This window comes from uncultured Desulfovibrio sp. (assembly GCF_944324525.1).
Taxonomy (GTDB): Bacteria; Desulfobacterota; Desulfovibrionia; order Desulfovibrionales; family Desulfovibrionaceae; genus Desulfovibrio.
The window spans coordinates 18,680-42,325 of the sequence record NZ_CALUWS010000021.1 but is presented as its reverse complement, the minus strand read 5'-3'; the positions used below and the strand labels follow the sequence as shown (position 1 = coordinate 42,325).

The 23,646-nt window shown below is 63.2% G+C and carries 21 protein-coding genes; 11 read left to right on the top strand and 10 right to left on the bottom strand.

Translation table 11 applies throughout. From position 1 onward, the window contains the following. Position 1 precedes the first annotated feature (1 nt). The 6 genes from Q0K12_RS07055 to Q0K12_RS07030 all read left to right on the top strand — a co-directional run bounded on the left by Q0K12_RS07055 (position 2) and on the right by Q0K12_RS07030 (position 8,563). Positions 2–685 carry an ABC transporter ATP-binding protein gene (locus Q0K12_RS07055; RefSeq protein ID WP_297261428.1) on the top strand — a complete coding sequence of 228 codons (684 nt, stop codon included), beginning with the start codon at positions 2–4 and terminating at the stop codon, positions 683–685. Beyond that, on the top strand, positions 666–3,425 hold the full coding sequence (bamA, locus tag Q0K12_RS07050) for an outer membrane protein assembly factor BamA (RefSeq protein WP_297261426.1): 2,760 nt from the start codon (positions 666–668) through the stop codon (positions 3,423–3,425). The genes Q0K12_RS07055 and bamA overlap by 20 nt, the downstream gene beginning before the upstream one ends. 348 nt (positions 3,426–3,773) lie before the next feature. Beyond that, positions 3,774–6,071, top strand: coding sequence for an N-acetylmuramoyl-L-alanine amidase (locus tag Q0K12_RS07045; RefSeq protein ID WP_297261423.1), 2,298 nt, complete (start codon positions 3,774–3,776; stop codon positions 6,069–6,071). Positions 6,072–6,188: 117 nt separating this feature from the next. Beyond that, positions 6,189–6,722: an OmpH family outer membrane protein gene (locus Q0K12_RS07040; RefSeq protein WP_297261421.1), complete on the top strand. Its 534-nt coding sequence runs from the start codon at positions 6,189–6,191 to the stop codon at positions 6,720–6,722. Between the two features lie 279 nt (positions 6,723–7,001). Continuing rightward, positions 7,002–7,463 carry a 3-hydroxyacyl-ACP dehydratase FabZ gene (gene fabZ / locus Q0K12_RS07035; RefSeq protein WP_297261419.1) on the top strand — a complete coding sequence of 154 codons (462 nt, stop codon included), beginning with the start codon at positions 7,002–7,004 and terminating at the stop codon, positions 7,461–7,463. Beyond that, positions 7,463–8,563, top strand: coding sequence for a glycosyltransferase (locus Q0K12_RS07030; RefSeq protein WP_297261417.1), 1,101 nt, complete (start codon positions 7,463–7,465; stop codon positions 8,561–8,563). The genes fabZ and Q0K12_RS07030 overlap by 1 nt, the downstream gene beginning before the upstream one ends. A 267-nt stretch (positions 8,564–8,830) precedes the next feature. Here the strand turns inward: Q0K12_RS07030 and wbaP are convergent, their stop codons facing one another. Continuing rightward, positions 8,831–10,234 carry an undecaprenyl-phosphate galactose phosphotransferase WbaP gene (gene wbaP, locus Q0K12_RS07025; RefSeq protein ID WP_297261415.1) on the bottom strand — a complete coding sequence of 468 codons (1,404 nt, stop codon included), beginning with the start codon at positions 10,232–10,234 and terminating at the stop codon, positions 8,831–8,833. A 151-nt stretch (positions 10,235–10,385) separates the two neighbouring features. Between wbaP and Q0K12_RS07020 the strand changes: the two genes are divergently transcribed. The 4 genes from Q0K12_RS07020 (at position 10,386) to Q0K12_RS07005 (ending at position 13,378) form a co-directional block, all read left to right on the top strand. Next, positions 10,386–11,126 carry an ABC transporter substrate-binding protein gene (locus tag Q0K12_RS07020; protein ID WP_297261413.1) on the top strand — a complete coding sequence of 247 codons (741 nt, stop codon included), beginning with the start codon at positions 10,386–10,388 and terminating at the stop codon, positions 11,124–11,126. Between the two features lie 100 nt (positions 11,127–11,226). Then, the gene (locus tag Q0K12_RS07015) at positions 11,227–11,919 is read left to right on the top strand and encodes an amino acid ABC transporter permease (RefSeq protein ID WP_297261411.1); all 693 of its coding nucleotides are present in this window, start codon (positions 11,227–11,229) and stop codon (positions 11,917–11,919) included. Between the two features lie 2 nt (positions 11,920–11,921). Then, positions 11,922–12,707, top strand: coding sequence for an amino acid ABC transporter ATP-binding protein (locus Q0K12_RS07010; protein WP_297261409.1), 786 nt, complete (start codon positions 11,922–11,924; stop codon positions 12,705–12,707). A 2-nt stretch (positions 12,708–12,709) separates the two neighbouring features. Then, complete coding sequence (locus Q0K12_RS07005; protein ID WP_297261407.1) at positions 12,710–13,378, top strand: amino acid ABC transporter permease; 669 nt, start codon at positions 12,710–12,712, stop codon at positions 13,376–13,378. 296 nt (positions 13,379–13,674) lie between these two features. Here the strand turns inward: Q0K12_RS07005 and Q0K12_RS07000 are convergent, their stop codons facing one another. The 9 genes from Q0K12_RS07000 to Q0K12_RS06960 form a co-directional block, all read right to left on the bottom strand. After that, positions 13,675–14,484, bottom strand: coding sequence for a hypothetical protein (locus tag Q0K12_RS07000; protein ID WP_297261405.1), 810 nt, complete (start codon positions 14,482–14,484; stop codon positions 13,675–13,677). A gap of 349 nt (positions 14,485–14,833) precedes the next feature. After that, positions 14,834–15,544: an ABC transporter ATP-binding protein gene (locus Q0K12_RS06995; RefSeq protein ID WP_297261403.1), complete on the bottom strand. Its 711-nt coding sequence runs from the start codon at positions 15,542–15,544 to the stop codon at positions 14,834–14,836. Then, positions 15,544–16,314: an ABC transporter ATP-binding protein gene (locus Q0K12_RS06990; RefSeq protein WP_297261401.1), complete on the bottom strand. Its 771-nt coding sequence runs from the start codon at positions 16,312–16,314 to the stop codon at positions 15,544–15,546. Before Q0K12_RS06990 ends, Q0K12_RS06995 begins: the two co-directional genes overlap by 1 nt. Further along, the gene (locus Q0K12_RS06985; RefSeq protein ID WP_297261399.1) at positions 16,311–17,282 is read right to left on the bottom strand and encodes a branched-chain amino acid ABC transporter permease; all 972 of its coding nucleotides are present in this window, start codon (positions 17,280–17,282) and stop codon (positions 16,311–16,313) included. Before Q0K12_RS06985 ends, Q0K12_RS06990 begins: the two co-directional genes overlap by 4 nt. Beyond that, positions 17,279–18,184 carry a branched-chain amino acid ABC transporter permease gene (locus Q0K12_RS06980; protein WP_297261397.1) on the bottom strand — a complete coding sequence of 302 codons (906 nt, stop codon included), beginning with the start codon at positions 18,182–18,184 and terminating at the stop codon, positions 17,279–17,281. The genes Q0K12_RS06985 and Q0K12_RS06980 overlap by 4 nt, the downstream gene beginning before the upstream one ends. A 249-nt stretch (positions 18,185–18,433) precedes the next feature. Beyond that, positions 18,434–19,567, bottom strand: coding sequence for a branched-chain amino acid ABC transporter substrate-binding protein (locus tag Q0K12_RS06975; RefSeq protein WP_297261396.1), 1,134 nt, complete (start codon positions 19,565–19,567; stop codon positions 18,434–18,436). Positions 19,568–19,645: 78 nt separating this feature from the next. After that, positions 19,646–19,984 (bottom strand): Hpt domain-containing protein, encoded by a 339-nt coding sequence (locus Q0K12_RS06970; RefSeq protein ID WP_297261394.1) that lies wholly within the window; start codon positions 19,982–19,984, stop codon positions 19,646–19,648. Between the two features lie 240 nt (positions 19,985–20,224). Continuing rightward, positions 20,225–21,439 (bottom strand): amidohydrolase family protein, encoded by a 1,215-nt coding sequence (locus Q0K12_RS06965; protein ID WP_297261392.1) that lies wholly within the window; start codon positions 21,437–21,439, stop codon positions 20,225–20,227. An 86-nt stretch (positions 21,440–21,525) separates the two neighbouring features. After that, positions 21,526–22,395, bottom strand: coding sequence for a YitT family protein (locus tag Q0K12_RS06960; RefSeq protein WP_297261390.1), 870 nt, complete (start codon positions 22,393–22,395; stop codon positions 21,526–21,528). A gap of 280 nt (positions 22,396–22,675) precedes the next feature. Between Q0K12_RS06960 and Q0K12_RS06955 the strand changes: the two genes are divergently transcribed. Further along, on the top strand, positions 22,676–23,644 hold the full coding sequence (locus Q0K12_RS06955; RefSeq protein WP_297261388.1) for an aspartate carbamoyltransferase catalytic subunit: 969 nt from the start codon (positions 22,676–22,678) through the stop codon (positions 23,642–23,644). The last annotated feature ends 2 nt before the right edge of the window (positions 23,645–23,646 follow it).

Below are 23,646 nucleotides of genomic sequence, written 5' to 3'. Positions count from 1 at the left end.
CATGTCCGAACTGTACCGATTTCTCGATGTGAGCAAACATTTCGACGGCCCTGAAAATCTAGAGATTTTCAAGAATATCAATATGGTAATTGATGAAGGAGAGTCCCTGGCCATTGTAGGGGCCTCCGGTTCGGGCAAGTCGACCCTCTTGCATCTTATGGGAGCTCTTGATACTCCCTCATCAGGACGTATCCTGTTCGACGGTAAAGACCTGGCCAGCATGAACGCGGATGAAAAAGCGCATTTCCGCAATGTGTCGCTGGGCTTCGTCTTTCAATTCCATCATCTGCTGCCGGAATTCACGGCGGTGGAAAATGTGGCGATGCCCGCCTTCGTGGCAGGGCGTCGCCCTGCCGACGTCCTGCCCCTTGCGCGTGAGATGCTGGACAGGGTCGGGCTTTCGCATCGCATCGAGAGCTCGGTAGCCACCATGTCCGGCGGCGAGCGGCAACGCGTGGCCATAGCGCGCGCCATCCTCATGCGCCCGCGGGTCCTGCTGGCCGACGAGCCCACAGGCAACCTCGACGAGCATACCGGGGCGCAGGTGGGCGAACTGCTGACGGAGCTGAACAAGGAACTGGGCATGACGCTTGTGGTCGTCACCCACAACAGGGAACTGGCCGCCATCATGCATCGCAGTTTGGAACTCAGAGCGGGGATATTGTATGAAAAAGTGTTTGCGTAGGCTCTCCTCCCTCTTCATTTTGCCGGCGCTGCTGCTGTTGTGCGCCGTCACGGTGGCGGACGCGGCCGGGCGGACGGTGCTCGTGCTGCCCTTCCAGGCCACGGCCGGCGCGGAAATGCCCAATGCCTCGCAGGATGTGCCCCAGCTTATCTGTGACCAGCTTGCGCAGAATGGACTCAGCCCCATCCCCATGGACAAGGCCCGCGGCCTGCTGGCCCGTGGCGGCAACGGCAGCGTGGACCTTGCCGAAGCCCGGCGTCTTGGCCGTATGGCCGGGGCTGATATGGTCGTCTACGGCAGCTTCAGTCAGGTGGGGGCGGGCTTCAGCATGGATACCCGCCTTGTGCCTGTGGAAGAAGGACAGGCCGTGCCCGCCCGCTTCGAGCGGGATTCGCTCCTTGCGCTGTCCGAATGCGCCGGCGATCTGGCCGGACGCGCCGCCAGCGTCATGGGCGCGGGAGCCCCGACGCCTGCCGCCGCGCCCCTTGCCGCTCCCGCTGCCGACCGCGCGCCCAGCTTCGTCCCCATGCAGGGAGCCGCCAAGGGGCTTGCCGATGTGCAGGTGCGCGGCCTGCAGGTCATGGATCCTGATGTGGTGCTGACCCGCCTGACCATCCGCCGTGGCGACAGCCCGGATGCCGACGCCATCAACGAAGAAGTCAAGCGCATCTGGGAGATGGGCTATTTCAACGACGTGCAGGCCACGCTGGAAGGCAATGTGCTCGTCTTTACCGTCACCGAGAAGCCCCGCATCGAAAACATCATCGTCGAAGGCTCCGACGCCGTGGACGCCGACGACGTCCTGGCGGCCATGGGCACGCGCAGCGGGAACGTGCTCAACGAACAGCTCATTTCAGACGACCTCCAGAAGATCAACGAGCTCTACCGCAAGGAGGGCTACTATCTGGCCAAGGCTTCCTACCGGCTGGAATCCCGGCAGGGCGGCAAGGGGGCCGTCCTGATCATTTCCGTGGAAGAAGGCAACAAGCTTTACATCAAGGAAGTCAAGATCGACGGCATCAAGGACCTGGATCGCGACGGTCTGGACAAATATCTGGCCCTGCGTCCGCGCACCATCCTCTCCTGGTTCACCGGCACCGGCGTGCTCAAGGACGAGTACATCGAGCGCGACACCAACGCCATCGCCGCGTACGGCCTGAGCCAGGGCTTCGTGGACATCCAGGTCTCCGCTCCCGACATCCAGTACAAGGATGACGGCATCTACATCACCTTCCTCGTCAGCGAAGGCCCCCGCTACAAGGTGCGCGACGTCAAGTTCGCCGGGGACGTCATCGACGACGAGCAGGCCATGCTCGCTCAGGTGGAGATGGACAACTGGCGTGACGAGAACGACTACTTCTCCGTTACCGTCATGCAGGAGGACACCAAACGCCTGACCAACTACTACGCCGACCAGGGCTATGCCTTTGCCGAAGTGGATACCCGCATCCTCAAGGTGGAGGGCGAAGAGCCCCTGGTGGACGTGGGCTACCAGATCAGCAAGAAGCAGAAGGTCTTCATTCGCCGCCTTATCGTCGAAGGCAACGTCAAGACGCGCGACAACGTCATTCTTCGCGAGATGCGCCTTGGCGACGGCGACATGTACGACGGCGCCAAGCTGCGCCGCTCCACCGAGCGCCTCAACCGCCTGCGCTACTTCTCCGCCGTGGATACGGAGCTCGTGCCCACCGGCAAGGAAGATGAGGTGGACCTCAAGGTCAAGGTCAACGAGACCAATACCGGCGCGCTCATGGGCGGTATCGGCTACTCCACCTATTACGACGTGGGCGTGTCCGCCTCCATCATGGAGCGCAACCTCTTCGGCCGCGGCTACTGGCTGCAGCTGCAGGGCTTCTTCTCCTGGCGGCGCACGTCGGGCATCCTGTCCTTCACCAATCCCCGTGTGTACGACACGGATCTCAGCATCGGCAACGATCTGTACTATATCCGCGACTACTGGGACGACTTCACCAAGGAAACGCTGGGCGACACCATCAACTTCTCCTACCCGCTGGGCGAATACACCTCCGTGGGCGTAGGCTACCGCCTGGAGCGCTACTATCTCTCCGATGTGGGGGATAACGCTTCTCCCTACATCACCGATTACAAGGGCTACAACTGGACCAGCGCCATCAACGCCCGCATCCTGCGCGACACCACGGACGCCCGCGACAGACCCACCAAGGGGACCATCGCCCGGCTCTGGGCCGAATACGGCGGCGGCGGTCTGGGCGGTACGGACAACTTCATCAAGGCTGTGGCCGACTGGCAGGGATTCTGGTCGTTCAATCCCGAGAACACCGTCCATGTCCGGGCCCGCCTGGGCGGCGTCTTCCAGAATACGGACAAGCGCGTCCCGGTCTTTGAACGCTTCTGGGTGGGCGGCATGGAAACCATCCGCGGGTATTCCTACTCCGACCTCTCGCCCCGCGACTACAAGTACGGCGGCGACCAGATCGGCGGCGACCGCATGGGCGTGCTCAACCTTGAGTATGTCTGGACCTTCCAGAAGGATATGGGCCTTGCTCTCGTCCCCTTCCTGGATGCCGGTTTCAACATCGACTCCAGGACCCAGTCTGACGAGCTCTACGACAAGATCGTCTACTCCGCCGGTCTGGAGCTGCGCTGGCGCTCGCCCATGGGCGATCTGCGCATAGCTTACGGCATCCCGCTCAGCAAGGACTACGATAATGAACGCGAGCCCGGACGGCTTGAGTTCAGCATGGGCCAGTTCTTCTGATCCAACCCAATGCACTGCAAAAAAGGCGCTCCACTTCGGAGCGCCTTTTTTATTTCTAAAGTACAGCGACATTCTTTTTCTGCAAAAAGCCATTTGACAGACAAGCTACTGCAGAAAAGAACACACATGTTATATGAACTATGAACAAATTCGCTCATGATATAAAAATTTTTTAGAGCATCTCTAAAAAAAAATCGCTTGCCAAACCTATCGTGACAGACTACGAGTAGGATAAGAAAGAAATCATAGAGTACTCCTGAGCCTTGTCATCCCCCCTGCTCCGCGCATCACAAGGCACACGGGGAGACATGGCGGCCTGCCTGCTGCGCGGGCCCGGCGGGAAACACTATGGCAAAGCGAACTAAGCCTTCCGAAAAGACGGGATACGGCACAGGCGCCCTGAGACGCCTTGCTCCCCCGCTGGCGTTCATGCTGGCGCTCTTTGTATTGGTCGTGCTCTGCTATGATGCCGGATACTCGGCGCTCCCTCCCACAGAAAAGCGCTATGCCGATGCCAAGGCCGGGGTCGAACGACTCAAGCTGGATGAAAAACGTTCCATGCAGCGTGAGCCGTGGGAAAACCTTGCCAAGGAATTCAACGATATCTACCGCAGCGATGCGGACTGGCCCAACCGCGCCGCTGCCCTCTTCAAGGCCGGCGAAAGCCTGGAACAGCTGGCGCGCCGCTCGTTTACCCGCAAGGACGCACAGCGGGCCGTGGACTGTTACGAGGAAGTGGCCCTCAAGCACGCGGACAGCCGCCTTGCCGACGACGCCCTGTTCCGGGCCGCCCTGCTGACGGCCTCCTACCTCAAGGACGACAAGGCGGCGCTGAGCCTGCTGGACCGGCTCGAACGGCAGTACCCGCGTGGGGACATGCGTCCTCAGGCCCGCGAGCTGCGGCGCAATCTCACCGCCAGCCTGACCGATGCGGTGGCCACGCCTGCCGCGCCGGCGGCCGAGCAACAAGCGGCCCCGGAAGCCGCCTTGCCCGAAGTCCGGCCGGCCCAGCGCCCGCAGGCCGTCTACCAGCAGGCCAAGGCGGACATGGACGCGTTGCGCAAGGACAAGAAGCGCGCCTGCTGGCGAGAGCCCTGGGAAAAGCTCGAACAGCGATTCCTTTCCGTGCACGCCGCCAAGCCTTCGGCGGCCATAGGCGCGGGGGCGCTCTACCGTGCCGCGGTCTGCCGCGAAGCGCTGGCCCGCTGCTCGCATCTCGACAGGGAATTCAAGGAAGCCATCGATCTGTATGCCGCGGTCCAGCAGGAATACCCGCGCAGCGCTCTGGCGGATGACGCGCTCTATCAGGCTGCTGTGCTTTCGACTCAAGAGCTGAAGGATGCCGGACAGGCCCGGCGCTTCCTCGGCGAACAATTGAAGAACTACGCCAAGGGCGACATGGCCCCCAAGGGACGGCAGCTCATGGCCGAACTGGACGGCGGCGCGCCCAAAAACGAGAGCGTACGCGCGGCGGCGCGTCCCGTTGCGCCTGAGCTGCAGATGCTTTCCTGGGATTCGCCGGGAAAGAACAGCGTCGAAGTCGTGCTTGAGCTCAACACCACCACCAATTACGATACCCGGCTGGTGCGGGGCAACAAGTCGCAGCCCGACCGCCTGGTCCTGCGCCTCAAGAATACGGCCGTTGCCGACGAGGTGCGCAAGGGCGTCAAGGTCAATGGCAGCCTGCTCCAGAATATCGCGGTCAAGAAGCTCAAGAAGGATGCGCAGGTCGAGTTGTCGTTCCGGGAAGTCGCCCGCTTCGACACCGATTCGGAAGAGGACCCCAGCCGCATCATCGTGCGCGTGACCGCGGGCAAGAACCGCCTGCCCCGAGCGGAAAAGGGCGACATCGACGTCGCCGAGGCTCCCCGGCGGAGTCGCCGCGTCAGTGCGCGTCAGGTGGCCGATATGGCGAGCCAGCTCGGCCTGAGCGTGCAGCGGGTGTTCATCGACGCCGGACACGGCGGCAGGGACCCGGGCACCAGCCACAACAAGGTGGTGGAACGCATCATCACGCTGGACATCGCCCTGCGCCTCGGCCGTCTGCTGGAAGCCAACGGGCTGGATGTGGTCTACAGCCGCAGGGATGACCGTGCCGTGGGCCTGAGCCAGCGCACGGTGGCGGCCAACCGCAAGGAGTGCGATCTCTTCGTCTCCATCCATGTGAACGCCAATGAAGACCGCTCGGTACAGGGCTTTGAGACCTATTATCTCGACTTTGCGAGCAACCAGCACGCCGCCCGCGTGGCCGCGCTGGAAAACGCCCGCAGCGAGCGGCGGCTCGGCAATATGCAGAGCATGCTGGCGGAAGTGATGCTCTCGGCACGGGTGGACGAGTCGCGCCGTCTGGCGTCGGACATCCAGCGGCTCTCCCTCTTCCGCCTCAAGCGGCGGGGCTATGAGGTACGCAACAACGGCACCAAGTCCGCGCCCTTCCATGTGCTGCTGGGCGCCAACATGCCGGCCGTACTGGTGGAAGTGGGCTATTGCACGCACGGACAGGAAGCGAAGCGCCTTCTGGATGCCAAGTACCGGCACGCGCTGGCGGAAGGACTGGCGGAAGGCATCCTTGCCTATCGTGACCGGCTCTCCAAGCGCCGTACCGCACAGAATTCATTGACGGACGCCACGTCTGGTGCTATGTGATAGGCGCGTTGAACGAAGCAGCCAGCCAGCTCTTTCCGTTCCGCTGACCATGCCTGAAAGCGTTGCTGCGCTTTGACACATTCACCACGATCGATTTACTGAAATGGAGTGTTTCCCATGCGTAAAGTCCTGTTCCTGACCCTTGCCCTGAGCCTGATGCTGGTTGGTTCCGCCTTTGCCGCCGATGCCGCCGCCTCGCTGACGCCCAAGATCGGCGTGGTGGACATGCAGGCCGTGGCTACCCAGAGCGAACCCGCCAAGGCCGCCAAGGAAAAGATGGAAAAGCAGTTCGGCAAGGAGCGTGAGTCCCTGGAAAAGCAGGGCGAAGCTCTGAAGAAAAAGGCCGAAGGCCTCAAGGGCCCCAAGGCGAGCGAAGAAAAGAAGCTCGCGTTCATCAAGTCCAAGCAGGAACTGGACCAGAAGACCCGCAATTTCATGCGCAAGGTCGAACAGGAAGAAGTGAAGCTGCGTCAGGACATGGTGACCATGGTCTTCAACGCCACCTATGAAGTGGCCAAGCGCAAGGGCTTCACCTTCGTGGTGGACATCACGGCCGGCGGCGTCCTCTATGCCGACCAGAGCATGGATCTGACCCCCGACGTGCTGGCTGAAGTCAACAAGATCTTCAAGGAAAAGGGCGACAAGAAGTAAGTCCCCACCGCCAGAAAAGAAAAGGACCCGGCCTCGCGCCGGGTTTTTTTGTGGGTGACGGCAAGGCAGCCCTTGTGCCCCGGCACGTCACACGCTAAACTGGGAAAAATCGACCCTAGAACGTTTTCGCTTTGAAAAAGGGAAAACGCGCGGCGGCGGCATAGCGCCGCCCGGCCCAACGTGAGCGGAAAAACCGCGTTTTTTCCGCGAAACGACAGGCCGTATGGTTTGGAACGCGCAGCGTTTCAAACGGAAACTGCTCTACTGAAAGGAGTCCGCATGAGTCAGGAAACGCCCATCAGCATGGATATACAACGCATCCAGGCCATACTTCCCCACCGCTACCCCTTCCTTCTGGTGGACCGGGTGGTGGAGTGCGTCCCCGGTTCCCATATCCGCGCCTACAAAAACGTCACCATGAACGAGCCTTTCTTCCAGGGCCATTTCCCCGGGGTGCCCATCATGCCCGGCGTGCTCATCCTTGAAGCCCTGGCGCAGACGGGCGGTCTGCTGGCCGCCTCGGGCATGGGCGACCTGTCGGACAAGCTTTTCCTCTTCACCGGACTGGACGGCGTCAAGTTCCGGCGGCAAGTTGTCCCCGGCGACCGCCTTGATCTCGAGTGCAGCAATCTGCGCATGAAGCTGCGCATGTGCAAGATGGACGCCAAGGCCTTTGTGGACGGCAAGCTGGCCGCCGAAGCCCAGATAACCGCCGCCATCGGCGACCGCCCCGCTGCCTGATGCGCGTCGCCCTGGTTCATTACTGGCTCTCCGTCATGGGCGGCGGAGAAAAGGTGCTCGAAGCCATCTGCCGCCTGTATCCCGAGGCCGACATCTATACGCATGTGCTGCGCGAAGAGAACCTTCTGCCGGAGCTGAGGCGTCATCGAATCCGTACGACCTTCATCAACGCCCTGCCCGGCAGCGCGCGGCACTATCAGAAGTACCTGCCGCTCATGCCGCTGGCTCTGGAACAGCTGGATCTGACGGGGTATGACCTTGTCATCTCCAGCGAGTCCGGGCCGGCCAAGGGCGTCATCACCCGGCCGGATGCCCTGCATCTCTGCTACTGCCATTCCCCCATGCGCTACCTCTGGGACAACTGGCCCGTCTATCAGGAAAACGCGGGCCGCGTCACCCGCCTCTGCTCGCGTCTGCTGCTGCCGCGCCTGCGGCAATGGGACGTGCTCAGCGCCATGCGGGTGGATCGCATCGTGGCCAACTCCCGCCATGTGGCCCGCCGTGTCCGCAAATACTGGCGGCGTGAAGCCCATGTGGTGCATCCGCCGGTGGATACCCAGGCCTACACCGCCCGTGAACGGACAGGCGGCGAGCACTATCTTTGCTTCGGACGCCTGACGCATTACAAACGGGTGGATCTGGCCATCCAGGCCTGCAACCGGCTGGGCCGTCCGCTGCTGATCATCGGGGACGGCGAGGAATGGCAACGGCTGGAAGCCCAGGCCGGGCCGACGGTGCGCTTTCTGGGACGTCTTGACGACGATGCGGTACGGGAGCTGCTCCGCAAGAGCCGGGCCCTGCTGTTCCCCGGCGAGGAAGATTTCGGCATCATCCCCGTGGAAGCCATGTCCGCCGGGGTGCCCGTCATCGCCTACGGACGCGGCGGCGCGCGTGAGACCGTGCAGGACGGCGTGACCGGCCTGCTCTTCGAGGAGCAGAGCGCGGACAGCCTGCAAGCGGCCATCGAACGCTTCGAGACGCAGGAAGACGGCTTTTCCCCGGCAGTCCTGCATGCGCATGCCGAGCTATTTTCGGAAGCCCGCTTTGCCGAGGCCTTCAAGGCCGAAGTCGAACAGGGGTTCGCGGAACTAGGCAGATAGGCCCGGTCAGGGGTGGCAGGCTTTGGCGCGCCGGAGGGGCTCCCGCCTCTTTCGACGCGCTCTCAGACCTGCCCCCAAAAGGCGTTGTGCGGCGCTGTGTCGCCGCAGCGCGTATTATCTTTTTCAAAGATCGCACGCTCCAAAAGCGTGCTGGGGAAGAGTCGGGGACACGAGGCAAACCCGCCCAAATGCCTGCGCGGCGTGCACGACTCGCTCTGATTATCCGCTATCCGCTGAAATTATTTATAAAGCTTGTCTTGCCAGGCCCTAGTACGCCCCGTACCCGGTCACAACCACAAAGGGCGTCTTGCCCAGGATCCAGAGATCCATCCAGACCGACCAGTTGGTCACATAGTAGTTATCCAGGGCCACCCGTTCCTCATACGAGGTGTTGTTGCGGCCGGAGACCTGCCAGAGACCGGTGACGCCGGGCCGTACCCGGCAGTAGTTCTCGTAGACCAGTCCGTACTTTTTCCTTTCCCCTTCGACGATGGGACGCGGCCCCACAAGGCTCATGTCCCCCAGCAGCACATTGATGAGCTGCGGCAGTTCGTCAAGGCTGGTCTTGCGGAGGAAGGCCCCCACCCGCGTCACCCGCGGATCATGCTTGAGCTTGTGGTCACGCTCCCACTCGGCGCGCAGTTCCGGCCGTTCATCCAGATAGCGAGCAAGCGCCGCATCGGCATTGACGATCATGGTCCTGAACTTGCAGATGCGGATCTCCTTCCCGCCCTGCCCAAGGCGGCGCTGCCGGTAGATGGCCGGTCCCCGGCTGTCCAGCCGGATAGCCAGCGCGATGCACAGGCCCGGCACCAGCAGGAGCACCGCCAGCGGCAGGCAGATGCCCAGATCCAGCAAGCGCTTCAAATGGCAGCGCCAGCGGCTGCGCAGGTTCTGCTTGACCAGCAGGCCCGTATGCAGCCCAAGGTCGCAGGGCGTCAGCCAGAAATGTTGCATCCCGGCATCAAAGCGGGGCACCACCAGCGTCTTGCTGAAATGGCGGCTGACCAGCGAAAGATACCCCCCGTCGACCGTTTGCGCGGCGTCGAGCAGCAGCAGCGCGGTGGCGTCCGGATAGCGCCGCACGCACCTTTCCAGACTGGCCGTCAGCGCTTCCCGGTCATCGGGAAGCGACATGATGTCGCAGGGCAGCAGGCCGTACTGGGGATTGCGCTTGAGATAATGCCAGAAGGCCCTGCCCCGCTGGCTGCGGTCGAGGATGATGAGCGGGGCCCCCCACCAGCGCCGCCGGGCCCACCAGCGCCGGGCCAGAAAGCGCCAGCACGGCAGAGCCGCGCAGCTCAGCCCCCAGGACCCCAGCAGAGCCAGCCGCGAATAGCTTATGCTGCTCTTGCCCGCAAAGAGGAAAAGCAGCAGCATGGCGAACACCATGCTGCCTGCCAGCACAAGGGAGCGCAACTCACGATGGGGCGGCAGGGGCAGCGTCTGGTACAGGCCGAAAAGAAAGCCGATGATCGGCATGAGCACGATGATGAAGAGCACCATCCAGCTGTACTGTTCCAGGTTCACGCCACCGAACAGGTTGCGCACCAGCAAGACCAGCGCGGAAACCAGAAGCAGGGTAAGCGTGTCGCCAAGGCACAGTACAAGCTGTTGGGGGGGGAATCCCACCCGGCGCAGAAAGTCAGCGAGGGAAGCGTTCAGCAGCATGTCGTATCCATCATGGGGAATCCCTGTTCCATACACCCATCCTCGGGACAACTCAAGGGAAAGGCTGCGGGCTTGCGCCCAAGGTCGCCATCTGCTAGAAAAATCCCGTTCTGCCGTGCCTGCGGCTGTTTTTCAGAAATCGGGGACAACCATGAAAAAAATCTTTCTTTGCACCTTGCTGCTGGGGCTGCTGGCCGCTGTGCCTGCCTTTGCCAAAACCTACGTCAACGGCATCGACGCCAACTATCCGCCCTTTGCCTACATTGACGAAAAAACGGGCAAGCCCGCCGGCTTTGACGTGGACGCCATGAACTGGATCGCCAAGGCCATGGGCTTCACGGTCACCCACAAGGCCATGGCCTGGGACGGCATCGTCCCCGCCCTTGCCAACAAGCAGATCGACATGATCTGCTCCGGCATGAGCATCACGGAAAAGCGCCGCAAGATGGTGGATTTCTCCGATCCCTACTGGACGGTCTCCCGCGTGTTCCTGGTGAAGAAGGATTCCTCCCTCACGCCTGCGGACATCCTGTCCAAGCCCATCAAGCTGGGCGTGCAGCGCGGCACCTCTGAAGCCGACGCCATCAAGCAGGAACAGAAGGAAAAGGGCTATCCCTTCGAGCTGCGTTTCTATGAATCCTGCCCCCTGGCCGTGGAAGACCTGCTCAACGGCCGCATCGACGCCGCCCTCATGGACCAGCTCCCGGCCGAGGATTCCATCGCCAAGGGCAAGGCCGTCAAGAAGGCCGGCACCCACGGCGCGCCGGACGAATTCGGCGTGGCCATCCGCAAGGGCGATACCGAACTTCGCGCCCTTATCGACGAAGGTTTCCGCAAGCTCCAGGCCGATCCGTACTGGAAGGAACTGCAGGACAAGTATCTGCGCAAGTAAGTCCAGGCCCGGGCCAGCGGCCCGCCTGTGCTGACGACGGCAAGGCCGCCACAGATGTGGCGGCCTTGCCCCTGTCTCTCCCATCAACCATTTGGACGACATGAATTCACTGCAAGTCATCTGGGATGCCCTGCCCTTCATCCTCGGCGGAACGCTGACCACCGTCAGCGCCGTGGCGCTGGCCCTCGGCATGGGGCTCGTGCTCGGCATCCCTCTGGCCGTGGGACAGGTCTACGGCGGAACGCTGGTTCGGGCCGCCGTCGGGCTGTATGTCTGGTTTTTCCGCGGCGTCCCCATCCTGGTGCTGCTCTTCCTCAGCTACGGCCTGTGCATGAGTCTCGGACTTGCCGTACCGCCCTTTCTCGCCTCCTGTCTCGTCATGGGCTGCATCAGCACGGCCTACCAGTCTCAGATCTTTCGCGGCGCCATCGAAAGCCTGCCCCAGGGCCAGCTCAGGGCCGCCCGCGCGCTCGGCATGACCGACGGCTGCAGCATAACCTGCATCATCCTTCCGCAGGCGCTGCGCCTCTCGCTTCCCGGCTGGGCCAATGAATTTTCCATCCTTCTCAAGGATTCCGCCGTCTGCTATGTCCTCGGCACGCAGGAGATCATGTCCCGCGCCACGGCCGTGGCCCAGCGGACCCATGAGCATCTTGCTCTTTTCGCCCTTGCGGGCGTCATCTACTTCATTCTCACGCTCGTGGTGCTGAAGCTCCTGCGCGCTCTGGAAAACCGGGTCCACATCCCCGGTTATTCCACCGGCGGCACGGTCGGCATGGGAGCGGCGGGGTAAGCATGAGCGAAACTGTTGCCCAACTTTCCAAGAAAACCGGCGCGAGCCCGGTCCTGCAGGTGGCCCACCTTTCCAAGAAGCTTGGCGGCAAGCCCATTCTGCAGGATTGCTCCCTGACGCTGAACCGGGGCGAGCTGAAGGTACTCATCGGCCCTTCGGGGGCCGGCAAAAGCACCTTGCTCCAGTGCATCAACTGCCTTATCCCCCCGGACGAGGGAAAGATTCTCCTGGAAGGCCGCGCACTTAATGTCGCCGACAGGCGCGCCCTCTGCGCCTTCCGGGCACAGGTGGGGATGATCTTTCAGGATTTCAACCTCTTCGACCACCTGACCGCGGAAGAGAACGTGGCCATCGCCCTGCGCAAGGTGCGCGGCATGAACCGGCAGGACGCGCAGCGCCGAGCGCAGGAAGAGCTCGGCCGTGTCGGCATGAGCCGTCGTGCCGGGCTGTACCCCGCCCAGCTTTCCGGCGGGCAAAAGCAGCGCGTGGCCATCGCGCGCGCTCTGGCCATGGATCCCAAGGTCATCCTGCTGGACGAGCCCACCTCGGCCCTCGACCCCGAGCTTGTGGGCGAAGTCTTGGCCGTCATCAAGGATCTTGCCCGCGGCGGCATGACCATGCTCATGGCCACCCACCAGATGGATTTTGCCCGGGCCCTGGCTCACGAGATACTGTTCATGGAACAGGGCATCATCATCGAACAGGGCGCGCCCGACGTGCTGCTGGCCGAAGGCAGCGCCACCCGTACGCGGGATTTCTGCAAGCACCTTCTGGAGATGGGAGCCTAGCCGTGTTTGATGCGGCCTTTGTATCTCAGGAGCTTCTGCCCGCGCTCAACCGGGGCCTGCTCGTCAGCATCGCGCTCATCGTCCCGTCCGGTCTGCTCGGCTTCATCGGCGGCATCCTGCTGGGCTGCGTACGCGCTTTCGGCAGCCCCTGGGCCCGTCGCCTCGGCGATGCCTACACGTCCATCATCCGCGGCGTGCCCCTGGCCGTGCAGCTCATGATGATCTACTTCGCCCTGCCCAAGGTAGGCATCTACTTCGAGCCCTACGGGGCTTCGCTCATCAGCTTCATCCTCTGCAATTCCGCCTATCAGTCGGAGTATATCCGCGGCGCGCTGCTCTCCATCCGACAGGGGCAGATCAAGGCCGCGCAGGCCCTGGGCATGGACTCGCTCCAGACCATCGTCTGGATCGTCATCCCGCAGGCGGCCCGGCGCGCCCTGCCCGGCTGCGGCAATGAGATCATTTACCTCATCAAGTACAGCTCCCTGGCCTATCTGGTCACCTGCATGGAACTCATGGGCGAGGGGAAGGTGGTCGCGTCGGATACCTTCCGCTTTACCGAGGTCTTCCTTGCCGTCGGCGCCTACTATCTCGTCATGGTCACCCTGGCCACCTGGCTGCTCCGCTGGCTGGAAAAGCGCTTCTACATCCCCGGCTTTGGCGCACGCTGAGTGAAGGGTTCGTTTTCTTTTGCGGGGGAAAGGAGGAGGCTTTTTGCAAAAAGCCCCCTCCTTTCCCCCGCGCCTCCTTTCCTCCCACAAAAACTCTTGCCTTGGAAGATGACACGCTGGCGCGTCACCATCGGCCAGCCCCCAGTCGGTGGTCCCCCGACGGCATGACAAAAAAAGCGTATCCTTCGCTGGAGGGAAACGCTTTTTTATTATGGCGTTAGCCAGAGCGCCCAGGGCGCGAAACAGAAAACCACCCGCTATGCGGGTGGTTTTGATTTGCTGGTCGTGGGGACACGTTACCTTTCCGCCTGCTGACGCTGCTTCCAGGTCATGGCCTTGTAGCCGCAGAAGATCAAAGCAAGAAGCAAGGGAAGTAACTCCAGAGGGGGCCATATGCGGCGGAGAAAACGGTTGCCGTCAAGGAAAAAAATTTCTGCAAAAGGCAGCGGGAGAAAGATCATGAGGTGCAGCAGGAGCGAAAGCCACGCATTTTTCCCTCGTTTTCCACCATCTCCTCGTTCTTTCCTCCGGCGGCGACCAGCCATGTACACGATGACGCTGAACAGACAGAGCAGCGCAAAGAGTGTCAGATGCAGCGGCAAAACAATGGCCTGAGAGATGATGAAGCCTGAGAGATAGACCGTCACGGCAGGAAAGCCAATGAGGATCAGCAGTACCCCGAGCCAGGGATTTTTCGGACGGAACAGCTCTACGGGACCCGGCTCCGCTTGAAGCGCCGCCCGGTAAATGATGAAGCCCAACGCCAGGTACAGCGGCGGGGTGTAACCGTATGGGGCAAGGAGAAGGAAGAAGCCCAGGCAGATGAACGTGCTTATCATGATGCCATGACTGGCGACAAGAAGCAGCACCATGATGAACCACGGATCATGCGCCGCCGTTTCTTCGCGTGGGCGTTTTTTCCAGACGATAGCCTTGCACACCAGAAAACCGATCACAAGAGCGGCACCAGGCAGCACCCACTCGCTAACGGCATAAGAGCATGCAGAAAGACCAGCTGGAGGAGGCACGGCCACAAGAAACAGCACGACCTTGAACCATGTCGAGGAAAGTGTCGCTTCCACAAGGCTGCGCACTCGGGATGCCATCACCTCTCCTCCCTTTTGCCGTCTGTCGTGCTCCGGAAACCGGCGTTATCGTGCTTTCCCAGCGCCGCCCGCCCTTCCTCTTTGTCCCTTCATGGAAGGGGCTTCGCTCCTTGCAGACTACACAAGCCACCAGCGGAAGAAAAGCCCTCTTCTTCCCCAGGCTACTGTTCGAAAAAGTGACACGCCGACGCGCCCCCGCCGGACAGACCTCGGTCTATGGTCTCCCGGCGGCATGGAAAAAAAGAGCGTTTCCTCCGCAAGGGGAAACGCTCTTTTTAGGACACTTTCAGCTTGAAACGCTTTGTGCTTCCAACCATATGACCCGCCGTTCCGCGGAAAAACCCCGCTGCTAACCCCCGAGGTAGGCTTCGCGGACGCTGGGGTCGGCCAGCAGATTTTGCGCGGTGTCGTGCATGACCACGTTACCCACTTCGAGGACATAGCCACGCGAAGCCAGTTTGAGGGCGGCGCGGGCGTTTTGTTCCACGAGGAGGACGGTCACGCCGCTGGCGCTGATATTGCGTACGGTCTCAAAGATGGAGCGGACAAAGAGCGGCGCGAGGCCGAGGGACGGTTCATCCAGCAGGAGCAGACGGGGCTGGGCCATGAGGGCGCGGCCGATGGCGAGCATCTGCTGCTCGCCGCCGGAGAGCGTCCCGGCCAGCTGATCCCGACGTTCGAAAAGGCGGGGGAAAAGATCGAATATCCACTCCAGCGTTTTTTCGCACTTGTCCTTGTCGCGCACGGAAAACGCGCCAAGCCGCAGGTTCTCCAGCACGGTCATGGTCCCGAAGACCCGCCGCCCTTCCGGGGACTGGGCGATACCTTGCCGTACCACGTCGTGCGCGGGGATGCGCAGGAGGGATCTGCCGTCAAAAAGCACGTCGCCCGCGCAAGGGCGTACCAGTCCGCTGATGGTCAGGAGCGTAGTGCTCTTGCCCGCTCCGTTGGCGCCCAGCAGGGTAACGATCTCGCCTTCTTCCACGGACAGATCGATGCCGTGCAGGGCCTCCACGTTGCCGTAGCGGACACGGATACCCTTCAGTTCCAGCAGCGCCATTACCAGACCTCCGATTCCGCGCCCAGATAGGCTTCGATGACGGCGGGATTGGCCCGGACGACGGCCGGTTCTCCCTGCGCGATCAGGCAGCCGTTTTCCAGCACGACCAGTTTCTCGCAGATACGCATGACCAGACGCATGTCGTGCTCGATGAGCAGCACGGTAATGCCTCTGTCCCGGATGGCGCCGATCAGGTCGATGAGCGCCACCGTTTCCTGGTCGTTCATGCCGCCCGCGGGCTCGTCCAGGATGAGCAGATGAGGATCCGAGGCCAGTGCCCGGGCGATCTCCAGCAGACGCTGATTGCCGTAGGAGAGACTGCCCGCCTCTTCGGCATGATGGGCGGCCAGCCCCACGAAATCCAGTTCTTCCATGCAGCGGCGTACGGCCTCGCGTTCTTCGCGCCGCTGGGCCGGTGTGTGCAGCATGGAGGCCAGCAGGCCCGATTTAAGGCGGCAGTGCCGCCCGGCCAGCACGTTTTCCAGCACCGGCAACCGTCCGAAGAGACGGATGCTCTGGAAGGTGCGGGCGATCCCGAGCTTGACCAGCGCATGCGGCCGCAGGCCGGTCACGTCGCGCCCGGCAAAGGAGATGCGCCCGTGCTCGGGGCGGTAGTTGCCGGTGATGCAGTTGAAGACCGTGGTCTTGCCTGCGCCGTTGGGCCCGATGAGGCCCACTACGCTGCCCTCCTCAACGGAAAAGGAGAGCTCGTTCAGCGCCACCAGTCCACCGAAAATCTTGCTGACTTCGTGCAGTTCGAGCAGGTTCATGCCGCATCTCTCCCCGGGGCGCTCCCCGCTCCGCAGAACTCTTCCGCCGCCTGGTAGCGGCGCGGACGCGGCGGCAGCAGGCCCTGCGGCCGCCAGATCATCATGAGCATCATGGCCAGACCGAAGATGAGCATACGGGCGTTGGAGAATTCGCGCAGCAGTTCCGGCAGGCCGATGAAGAGGAAGGCGCTGACAAGCACGCCCAGCATGCTGCCGCCGGAAAGGATGACCACGGCAAAGATGATGACGGACTCCATGAAGTTGAAGGATTCCGGAGTGATGGTCGTCATTTGCGCCGCGTAGAGCGTGCCGGCCATGCCTGCCCAGAAAGCGCCCAGCACAAAAGCGGACAGCTTGTAGCTGGTCACATGCACGCCGCAGCCCTCGGCGGCCACGTCATCTTCCTTGATGTAGTTGAGCGCGCGTCCGAAACGGGAGCGCCACAGGCCGTAGAAGAGCAGGATGCTCACCGCCACCATTCCCCAGACCAGATAGTAAAAATGTATGGTCTTGACGATCTTGAAGCCGAAGAAGTTGGGACGGCCGATGCCGAAGATGCCGTTGGAGCCGCCGGTATAGCCGCCCACATCATTGAGCAGGGCGATGCGCACGATCTCCACGATGCCGATGGTGACGATGAGCAGATAGTCCCCGCGCAGATGGATGATGGGACGGGCCACCGCCACGGCCACCAGCGCCGCCACGGCTCCGGCCAGCGGCATGGCGGCGAATATGGGCCACTGGTACAGGGTGTTCAGGATGGCCGTGGTATACGCGCCCACGGCGTAAAAGGCCGCGTGCCCCATATGGAAGATGCCCGCCTGCCCGAGGATGACGTTGAGGGACAGGCCCAGCAGCGCGTAAAGGCCGACGTTCACGCAGACCGAGATCCAGTAGGGGCCGGCCACCAGCGGCAGAAAGGCGAGGCAGACGGCCAGCAGCAGTCCGGCAAGGGTTCGCAGGTTCATAGTTTGTCCGCCGTGCGTTCGCCCAGGATTCCGGTGGGCCGGATGATGAGGATGAGGATGAGCACCAGGAAGGCGATGGCGTCCTTCCAGGCGATGGCGATGTAGCCCGCGGCAAGCGCCTCGATGACGCCGAGCAGCAGACCGCCCAGCATGGCCCCGGGGATGTTGCCGATGCCGCCCAGGATGGCGGCGGTAAAGGCCTTGAGGCCATAGCTCCAGCCCATGGTGAAGTCGATCTGCCCGTAATAGATGCCGACCATGAGGCCGGCCGCGCCGCCCAGCCCGGGCCCGATGAAGAAGACGAGGGAGATGACGCGGTTGACGTTGATGCCCATGAGACGGGCCGCCCCCTGGTCGATGGCCACGGCCCGGATGGCCGCGCCGGTGCGGGTGCGCTGGATGAAGGCCCAGAGCGCGAGCATGAGCAGAACGCTGGCGGCAATGACCAGCAGGCGCACGCCGGGCACGGCCATGCCGAAGAGGCTGACCGTGAAGTCAGGGCGCAGATAGTCGGGGTAGACGTAGAAGCGGGCCCCGTAGATGAGCATGACCGCATTCTGGAAAAAGATGGAGGCCCCGAGGGCGGAAACCACGGCGGAGAGGCGGTTGGCCTTGCGCAGGGGCCGGTAGGCCGCGCGTTCGAGCAGGCAGCCGAGAAGGGCCACCAGCAGCGCCACCATCACGAAGACGGCCAGCACGGCGGCGGCGGGGCCCAGGATGCCGGAAAGATTGCAGCTCACCAACAGAGTCAGCCCCAGATACGCGCCGATGGTGAACAGGTCGCCGTGGGCGAAGTTGATGAGCTTGAGCACGCCGTAGACCATGGTATAGCCCAGCGCGACCAGCGCATAGATGCCGCCGACGGCAAGTCCGTTGAGCAGTTGCTGAAAAAATTGTTCCATAGGGCACTTGTGCGCCGCGGCCCGTCACCGCGGGGCGGTTCCGGGCGCGCGGCGCCTTTTGCATGTAGAGAGTCTGTTACGGAAAGGGCGTCTGCGCCCTCTCCTAAAGCATCTTCAGTTTGCAACGCTTTGCGTTCCAAACCATGCGGCCTGTCGTTTCGCGGAAAAAACGCGTTTTTTCCGCTTGGCTTTGGCCGGGCGGCGCGGTGCCGCCGCCTCGCATCTCACCTTGTTCAAAGGCAACATGCTCTACTGCTGCGGCAGAAGAACGAACTTCCCCTGCTCGTCCACCATGTAGGAGCGGTAGAATTCGCCCACACGGTCGCCCTTCTCGTCAAAACCGAGCTTGCCGGTCAGGCCGGGCATGTCCTTGAGCTGCTTGAGCCACTCGGCCATGTCTTCCGGGTCGGTCTTGCCGGCGGCAAGGGCGGCCTCGATGACCTTGTAGGCATCGCCGGCCACCACGGCCCACACGGAGACGGGGACGGTCTGGTAACGAGCCTTGTAGGCTTCCAGGAAATGCCGGGCTTCCTGCGTGTCCATGTCCTGCGGCAGGGGCGGGCTGATGAAGAAGTATCCCCGGGCGGCCTCGGCTCCCGCGATCTTCACGAGATCCTGATGGTTGGCGGCATCGCCGCCCATCATGGGCACGTCCCAGCCCATTTCCTTCTTCTGACGCAGGAGCATGCCGGTCTCGGGGTAGTAGCCGGTAAAGAACACCACGTCGGGCGCGGCGGCCTTGAGCTTGGTGAGGATGGCCGTGTAGTCGCGCTCGCCGGGCGTCAGGGCGTCATAAAAAACGATCTCCACGCCGGCCTTCTCCAGCGCCTTGCGGCTTTCGTCGGCAAGGCCCTTGGCGTAAGAAGACTTGTCGTGCAGCAGGGCGACCTTCTTGAAGCCGCCCTTGACGATGGCGGCGGCCGCCGCCGCGCCCTGCGCGTCATCGCGGGGGCAGGTGCGGAAAAAGAGCGGCAGGCCCTTTTCGGTGAGCCGGATGCTGGTGGAGCCCGTCCCCACATGCACGAGCCCGGACTCGGCGATGATGTTCTGGCTGGCTTCCGTCACGGCCGAGCCGTAGGTGCCGATGACGGCGATGACGCCGGCCCCGGCAAGCTTCTGGGCCGCCAGCGCCGCCGTACGCGGATCGCCGGCGTCGTCCTCCACCACCAGCTCGATCTTCTTGCCGTTGATGCCGCCGGCGGCATTGGTCTCGTCCACCAGCAGGCTGACGATATTTTTCATGTCCTGCCCTTCGGAGGCCCATTTGCCTGTCAGCGGACACATGAGACCCAGCTTGATGGTCTCGGCAAGAGCCGGAGCCGCAAGCCCCAGGGCCACGGCGCACAGTGCGCCTCCGGCCAGAATGCGTTTCCAGATGTTCATAGAACCCCCGATGCAGGATAAAAAATTGGCAGAGGGGCAGTCTACCCCAAAACGCCGCAAAGGAAAAGCCCTGTCTTCTCAGGCCGAGCGGTAGGTGGCCATAGCCACCAGCGTATCGGTCAGGGTCCGGCTGAACCGGCCCAGCAGCGCGGCGGTGTCGGCCCCGGCGCGGATGGCCATCTCCAGCTCGAAGGCCGCCGAGGCCAGCGGTTTCGCGCCCAGGTTGGCCGCCGCCCCCTTGAGGTTGTGCACCAGCTTCCAGGCGGTGTCCCGGTCATCGTTGCGCAGGGCTCCCTCCACCTGGACGGCCGTTTCCCGCTCGTCTTCCATGAACGTGCCCAGCAGCCTGCGGTACAGGGCCTCATTCCCGCCCACGCGGGGCAGGGCTTCCTTCACATCCAGAAAATGTTCTCCCATATTTCCTCCTCAAACAGCTCTTGCCGTCATATGTTTTCCCGACCCGGCCGCCTGCGCCGGGCTCCGCCGGCACGATGCGCCGTCCATGTTGTGGGGATCCCCCCGGCGCACGAGCGCATAGCGGCAGCAGGCCCTGACGGACATGGCCTGCGACGGACGTCCGTCAGGCGACATGCGGCCCATGCCCGATCCGCGCTCTTCATCAATCTGAAAGAAGTTGTACATTCGTGTCGGCGGTCTCTAAAAACTCAGGGCCTCCGGCAGGACGCAGAAGCCGCCGGGCTGTCCCGGTTCCAGCCGTCCGCCGCACGGCAGGCGCAGGGCTTCGGCCGCGTTGACCGTCAGGAGGCGCAGCAGGGCTTCCGGCGGCGCGTCGCAGGCCTCGCGCAGGAAGACCGCCTCCCTGCGGACATCCAGATCCGTATTGGAGGTCAGCCCGTCGGTCCCCAGACAGCACAGCGCATTGCTTTCCACAGCGGAAAGAAACGGCGACTCGCCCACGCCCAGATGCCTGTTGGAGCGCGGGCAAAGGCAAAGCGCCGCCCCGGAGGCCGCCAGCACCGTCATCTCCTGCGTATCGAGCTGGACGCCGTGCACGGCCAGGGTCCCCGGCCCCAGAAGGCCGAGCTTCATGGCGCAGGCCAGCGGCCGCATGCCCGGAGCCTGCCAGTCATCCGGCAGCACGATGCCCGCATAGAGTTCGGCCAGCGGGCCGCTCCCGCTCACCAGGAGTTCCGTCTCCTCGGGGGATTCGGCAAGATGCAGGGCAAAGACCCGCCCCTTTGCCGCGCACCACTGCCGGGCATCGCGCAGCACGTCCGGCGCGGTGGAATACAGGGCATGTCCCGCCGGGGCGCAACGGGCCTCCAGCGGCACGGAAACATCCGCCACCGGGCGGTCGTCATCCTGCTCCAGCGCGGCGCGGCAGCGCGGCGGCCAGGGGCGTACGGCGTCGATGAACGGCGCATCCATGCCGAACCATTCGCAAAAGTGCGTGATGCCCAGACCGGCCCGCCGGGCCGCGGCATCCACGAGGGCCAGTCCCTCTCCGGCAAAATCCCCCACATGCCCCGTGCCGCGCGCGGCCATGTCCTCGCAGGCCTCGGTGACGGCTTCGACGGACAGCGGTTCCCGCAAATGGGCGATGAGGCTTTCCAGCCAGGCGCTGAAGCCATCCCCCCAGCGCGTCTTGCCGGCCAGATGCGAGAGCTGCAGATGGCAGTGGGCATTGATGACGGCCGGGGCCAGGCAGACGTCCCCCAGATCGCGCACCACGGCTCCGGCGGGCGGCGAGCAGCGTTTCCAGCTCACGACCTCTTCCACCCGGCCGTCCGCAAGGACGAGGGCCGCGTCATCCAGCTTGCGCAGGGGCGCAAAAAGCTGTTCGCCGCGCGCGGGGGCCTCCCCTGCCATGCTCACGAGAGTTCGCGCACGGATAACAAGGCAGTCGGACATAAAACCTCCTCATGCGATCCGGCAAGAGGGTTTCGGCACACGCGGGAAACGGCCCGACAGCTCCCGGCACACAGGCGATGCCCGCCTTATCTGTCCCGCCGGGCAAACTGCCCGCCGGACACATAGAACGTATTCTCCACGATGAAGAGCGCGCCGGGGTCGATGGTGTACACCAGGTTTTCCAGCCGCTTGAGCACCACGTTGTTGGTCACGGTCAGCAGAATCTCCTTGTCCGCGCCGGAATAGGCCCCCTTGCCGCGCATGAGCGTCACGCCGAAACGTTCGGTCACCAGGATGGCCTCGCTGATCTCCTCGCCGCGTTCGGAGATGACGAGCACGAGCTTGCGCCGGTTGAACATGCCGAGCACATACTCCAGCGTGTTGGCCGAGATGAACATCATCAGCACGGAGGCCACGATAAGGTCAAGGTTCAGGCTGAAGCCCGCCAGCAGGTAGACCACGGCGTTGACCCCGAAGGAGAATTGCCCGATAGGCACGTTCCAGCGCTGCTTGAGCGCCACGGCGATGATGTCCGTACCGCCGCTGCTGCCCAGGGTGCGCAGCATGATGCCCATGCCCGCGCCGTGCAGCACGCCGGCGATGACCGCCGCATACACTTCGGTCTGCAGCGGGATCTGCACGGTGAGGAACATGCCGAAGACCGTGGTGCAGATGGTGCCGTAAGCCGTATAGAGGAGGAAGCGCCGTCCCACGAAGAACCAGCCCCAGACCCAGATGGGCACGGACAGGAGCAGATACCAGAGCAGCAGATCCAGCGTGCCCGTCCAGTGCCAGACCAGATAGGCCATGCCGAGGATGCCCCCGGCCACGAAATTGTGCGGCGTGGCCACGGACTGGATGCAGATGGTCACCAGCAGCGCGCCGACGGTGAGCCAGAGCAGGTTCCACCAGACGGATTCGGCCAGTTTGCGATTATATGTCTGTACAAGTTTCATGAGGTCTCCAGGGTCAGGGGAAGAGCCGCGGCACACCGCGAAGGACGTTCCCCATATGGCGTGAGCACGCAGCCTGACCCTAGTCAAAGGGCGGGTCAGCGTCAACCGGGCATTTTCTCCTTTACAAAGCGGGCGCGCCGGTCTAGCGTTGCGCTATGAAGCGCGCGACCGTCCCTTTTTCGCTGATTTTCCCGTGTCCGCATCCTGACGGAACGCCTGCTTTTTATCTGTCACATCCCCGCGCGAGCGGGGCTTTTTTTGACCTCAGCCCCACACTGCCATGAACGACAATCGCTATCAGTGGACGCACAAGGACCTGCTGGACATCTCCCAGCTCAGCCGTGAGGATGTCCTCCACATCCTCGATGTGGCCGCCAGCTTTCAGGAGATCAACCAGCGTCCCGTCAAAAAGGTTCCCACGCTCAAGGGAAAGACCGTGATCCTCTTTTTCGTGGAGAACAGCACCCGCACCAAGACCTCCTTCGACGTGGCGGGCAAGCGCCTCTCCGCGGACACCTACTCCCTTGCCAAGTCCGGCTCCAGCCTCAACAAGGGGGAAAGCCTCAAGGATACGGCCCTCACCCTGCAGGCCATGAGCCCGGACGTCATCGTCATCCGCCACCCCAGCAGCGGCGCGGCCCGCTTCCTCGCCGAGCGCCTGCCCTGCGGCATCGTCAACGGCGGCGACGGCTGGCATGCTCATCCCACCCAGGCCCTGCTGGACAGCCTGACCCTGCGCAGCCACTGGGGCACGGACTTCAGCGGCCGCGTGGTGACCATCCTCGGCGACATCGCCCACAGCCGCGTGGCCCGCTCCAATGTGCAGTTGCTGACCCTGCTGGGCGCGCGCGTCCGCCTCTGCGCCCCGCGCACCCTGCTGCCGGCGGGCGTCCACAACTGGCCGGCGGAGGTCGTTGCCGATCCGGATGCCGCCGTGCGCGACAGCGACGCCGTCATGTGCCTGCGCCTGCAGCTCGAACGGCAGCAGGCCGGCCTGCTGCCGGATCTCACCGAGTATTCCCGCCGCTTCTGCCTGACGCCCGCCCGGCTCGACAAGGCCAGGCCGGACGCGCTGGTGCTCCATCCCGGCCCCATGAACCGCGGACTGGAGATCGCCGACGCCGTGGCGGACGGCCCGCACAGCCGCGTTCTCGATCAGGTATCCTCCGGCGTGGCCACCCGCATGGCCGTGCTCTATCTTCTGGCCACCCGCAACGAAGGGGCCGCCGCCCCCAAGCACGGAGACTAGTC

What these genes read in the sequence shown, in the direction of transcription:
- Q0K12_RS07055 (WP_297261428.1), top strand. Translation starts at nt 2, where the DNA reads ATGTCCGAACTGTACCGATTTCTCGATGTGAGCAAACATTTCGACGGC.
- bamA (WP_297261426.1), top strand. Translation starts at nt 666, where the DNA reads ATGAAAAAGTGTTTGCGTAGGCTCTCCTCCCTCTTCATTTTGCCGGCG.
- Q0K12_RS07045 (WP_297261423.1), top strand. Translation starts at nt 3,774, where the DNA reads ATGGCAAAGCGAACTAAGCCTTCCGAAAAGACGGGATACGGCACAGGC.
- Q0K12_RS07040 (WP_297261421.1), top strand. Translation starts at nt 6,189, where the DNA reads ATGCGTAAAGTCCTGTTCCTGACCCTTGCCCTGAGCCTGATGCTGGTT.
- fabZ (WP_297261419.1), top strand. Translation starts at nt 7,002, where the DNA reads ATGAGTCAGGAAACGCCCATCAGCATGGATATACAACGCATCCAGGCC.
- Q0K12_RS07030 (WP_297261417.1), top strand. Translation starts at nt 7,463, where the DNA reads ATGCGCGTCGCCCTGGTTCATTACTGGCTCTCCGTCATGGGCGGCGGA.
- wbaP (WP_297261415.1), bottom strand. Translation starts at nt 10,234, where the DNA reads ATGCTGCTGAACGCTTCCCTCGCTGACTTTCTGCGCCGGGTGGGATTC.
- Q0K12_RS07020 (WP_297261413.1), top strand. Translation starts at nt 10,386, where the DNA reads ATGAAAAAAATCTTTCTTTGCACCTTGCTGCTGGGGCTGCTGGCCGCT.
- Q0K12_RS07015 (WP_297261411.1), top strand. Translation starts at nt 11,227, where the DNA reads ATGAATTCACTGCAAGTCATCTGGGATGCCCTGCCCTTCATCCTCGGC.
- Q0K12_RS07010 (WP_297261409.1), top strand. Translation starts at nt 11,922, where the DNA reads ATGAGCGAAACTGTTGCCCAACTTTCCAAGAAAACCGGCGCGAGCCCG.
- Q0K12_RS07000 (WP_297261405.1), bottom strand. Translation starts at nt 14,484, where the DNA reads ATGGCATCCCGAGTGCGCAGCCTTGTGGAAGCGACACTTTCCTCGACA.
- Q0K12_RS06995 (WP_297261403.1), bottom strand. Translation starts at nt 15,544, where the DNA reads ATGGCGCTGCTGGAACTGAAGGGTATCCGTGTCCGCTACGGCAACGTG.
- Q0K12_RS06990 (WP_297261401.1), bottom strand. Translation starts at nt 16,314, where the DNA reads ATGAACCTGCTCGAACTGCACGAAGTCAGCAAGATTTTCGGTGGACTG.
- Q0K12_RS06985 (WP_297261399.1), bottom strand. Translation starts at nt 17,282, where the DNA reads ATGAACCTGCGAACCCTTGCCGGACTGCTGCTGGCCGTCTGCCTCGCC.
- Q0K12_RS06980 (WP_297261397.1), bottom strand. Translation starts at nt 18,184, where the DNA reads ATGGAACAATTTTTTCAGCAACTGCTCAACGGACTTGCCGTCGGCGGC.
- Q0K12_RS06975 (WP_297261396.1), bottom strand. Translation starts at nt 19,567, where the DNA reads ATGAACATCTGGAAACGCATTCTGGCCGGAGGCGCACTGTGCGCCGTG.
- Q0K12_RS06970 (WP_297261394.1), bottom strand. Translation starts at nt 19,984, where the DNA reads ATGGGAGAACATTTTCTGGATGTGAAGGAAGCCCTGCCCCGCGTGGGC.
- Q0K12_RS06965 (WP_297261392.1), bottom strand. Translation starts at nt 21,439, where the DNA reads ATGTCCGACTGCCTTGTTATCCGTGCGCGAACTCTCGTGAGCATGGCA.
- Q0K12_RS06960 (WP_297261390.1), bottom strand. Translation starts at nt 22,395, where the DNA reads ATGAAACTTGTACAGACATATAATCGCAAACTGGCCGAATCCGTCTGG.
- Q0K12_RS06955 (WP_297261388.1), top strand. Translation starts at nt 22,676, where the DNA reads ATGAACGACAATCGCTATCAGTGGACGCACAAGGACCTGCTGGACATC.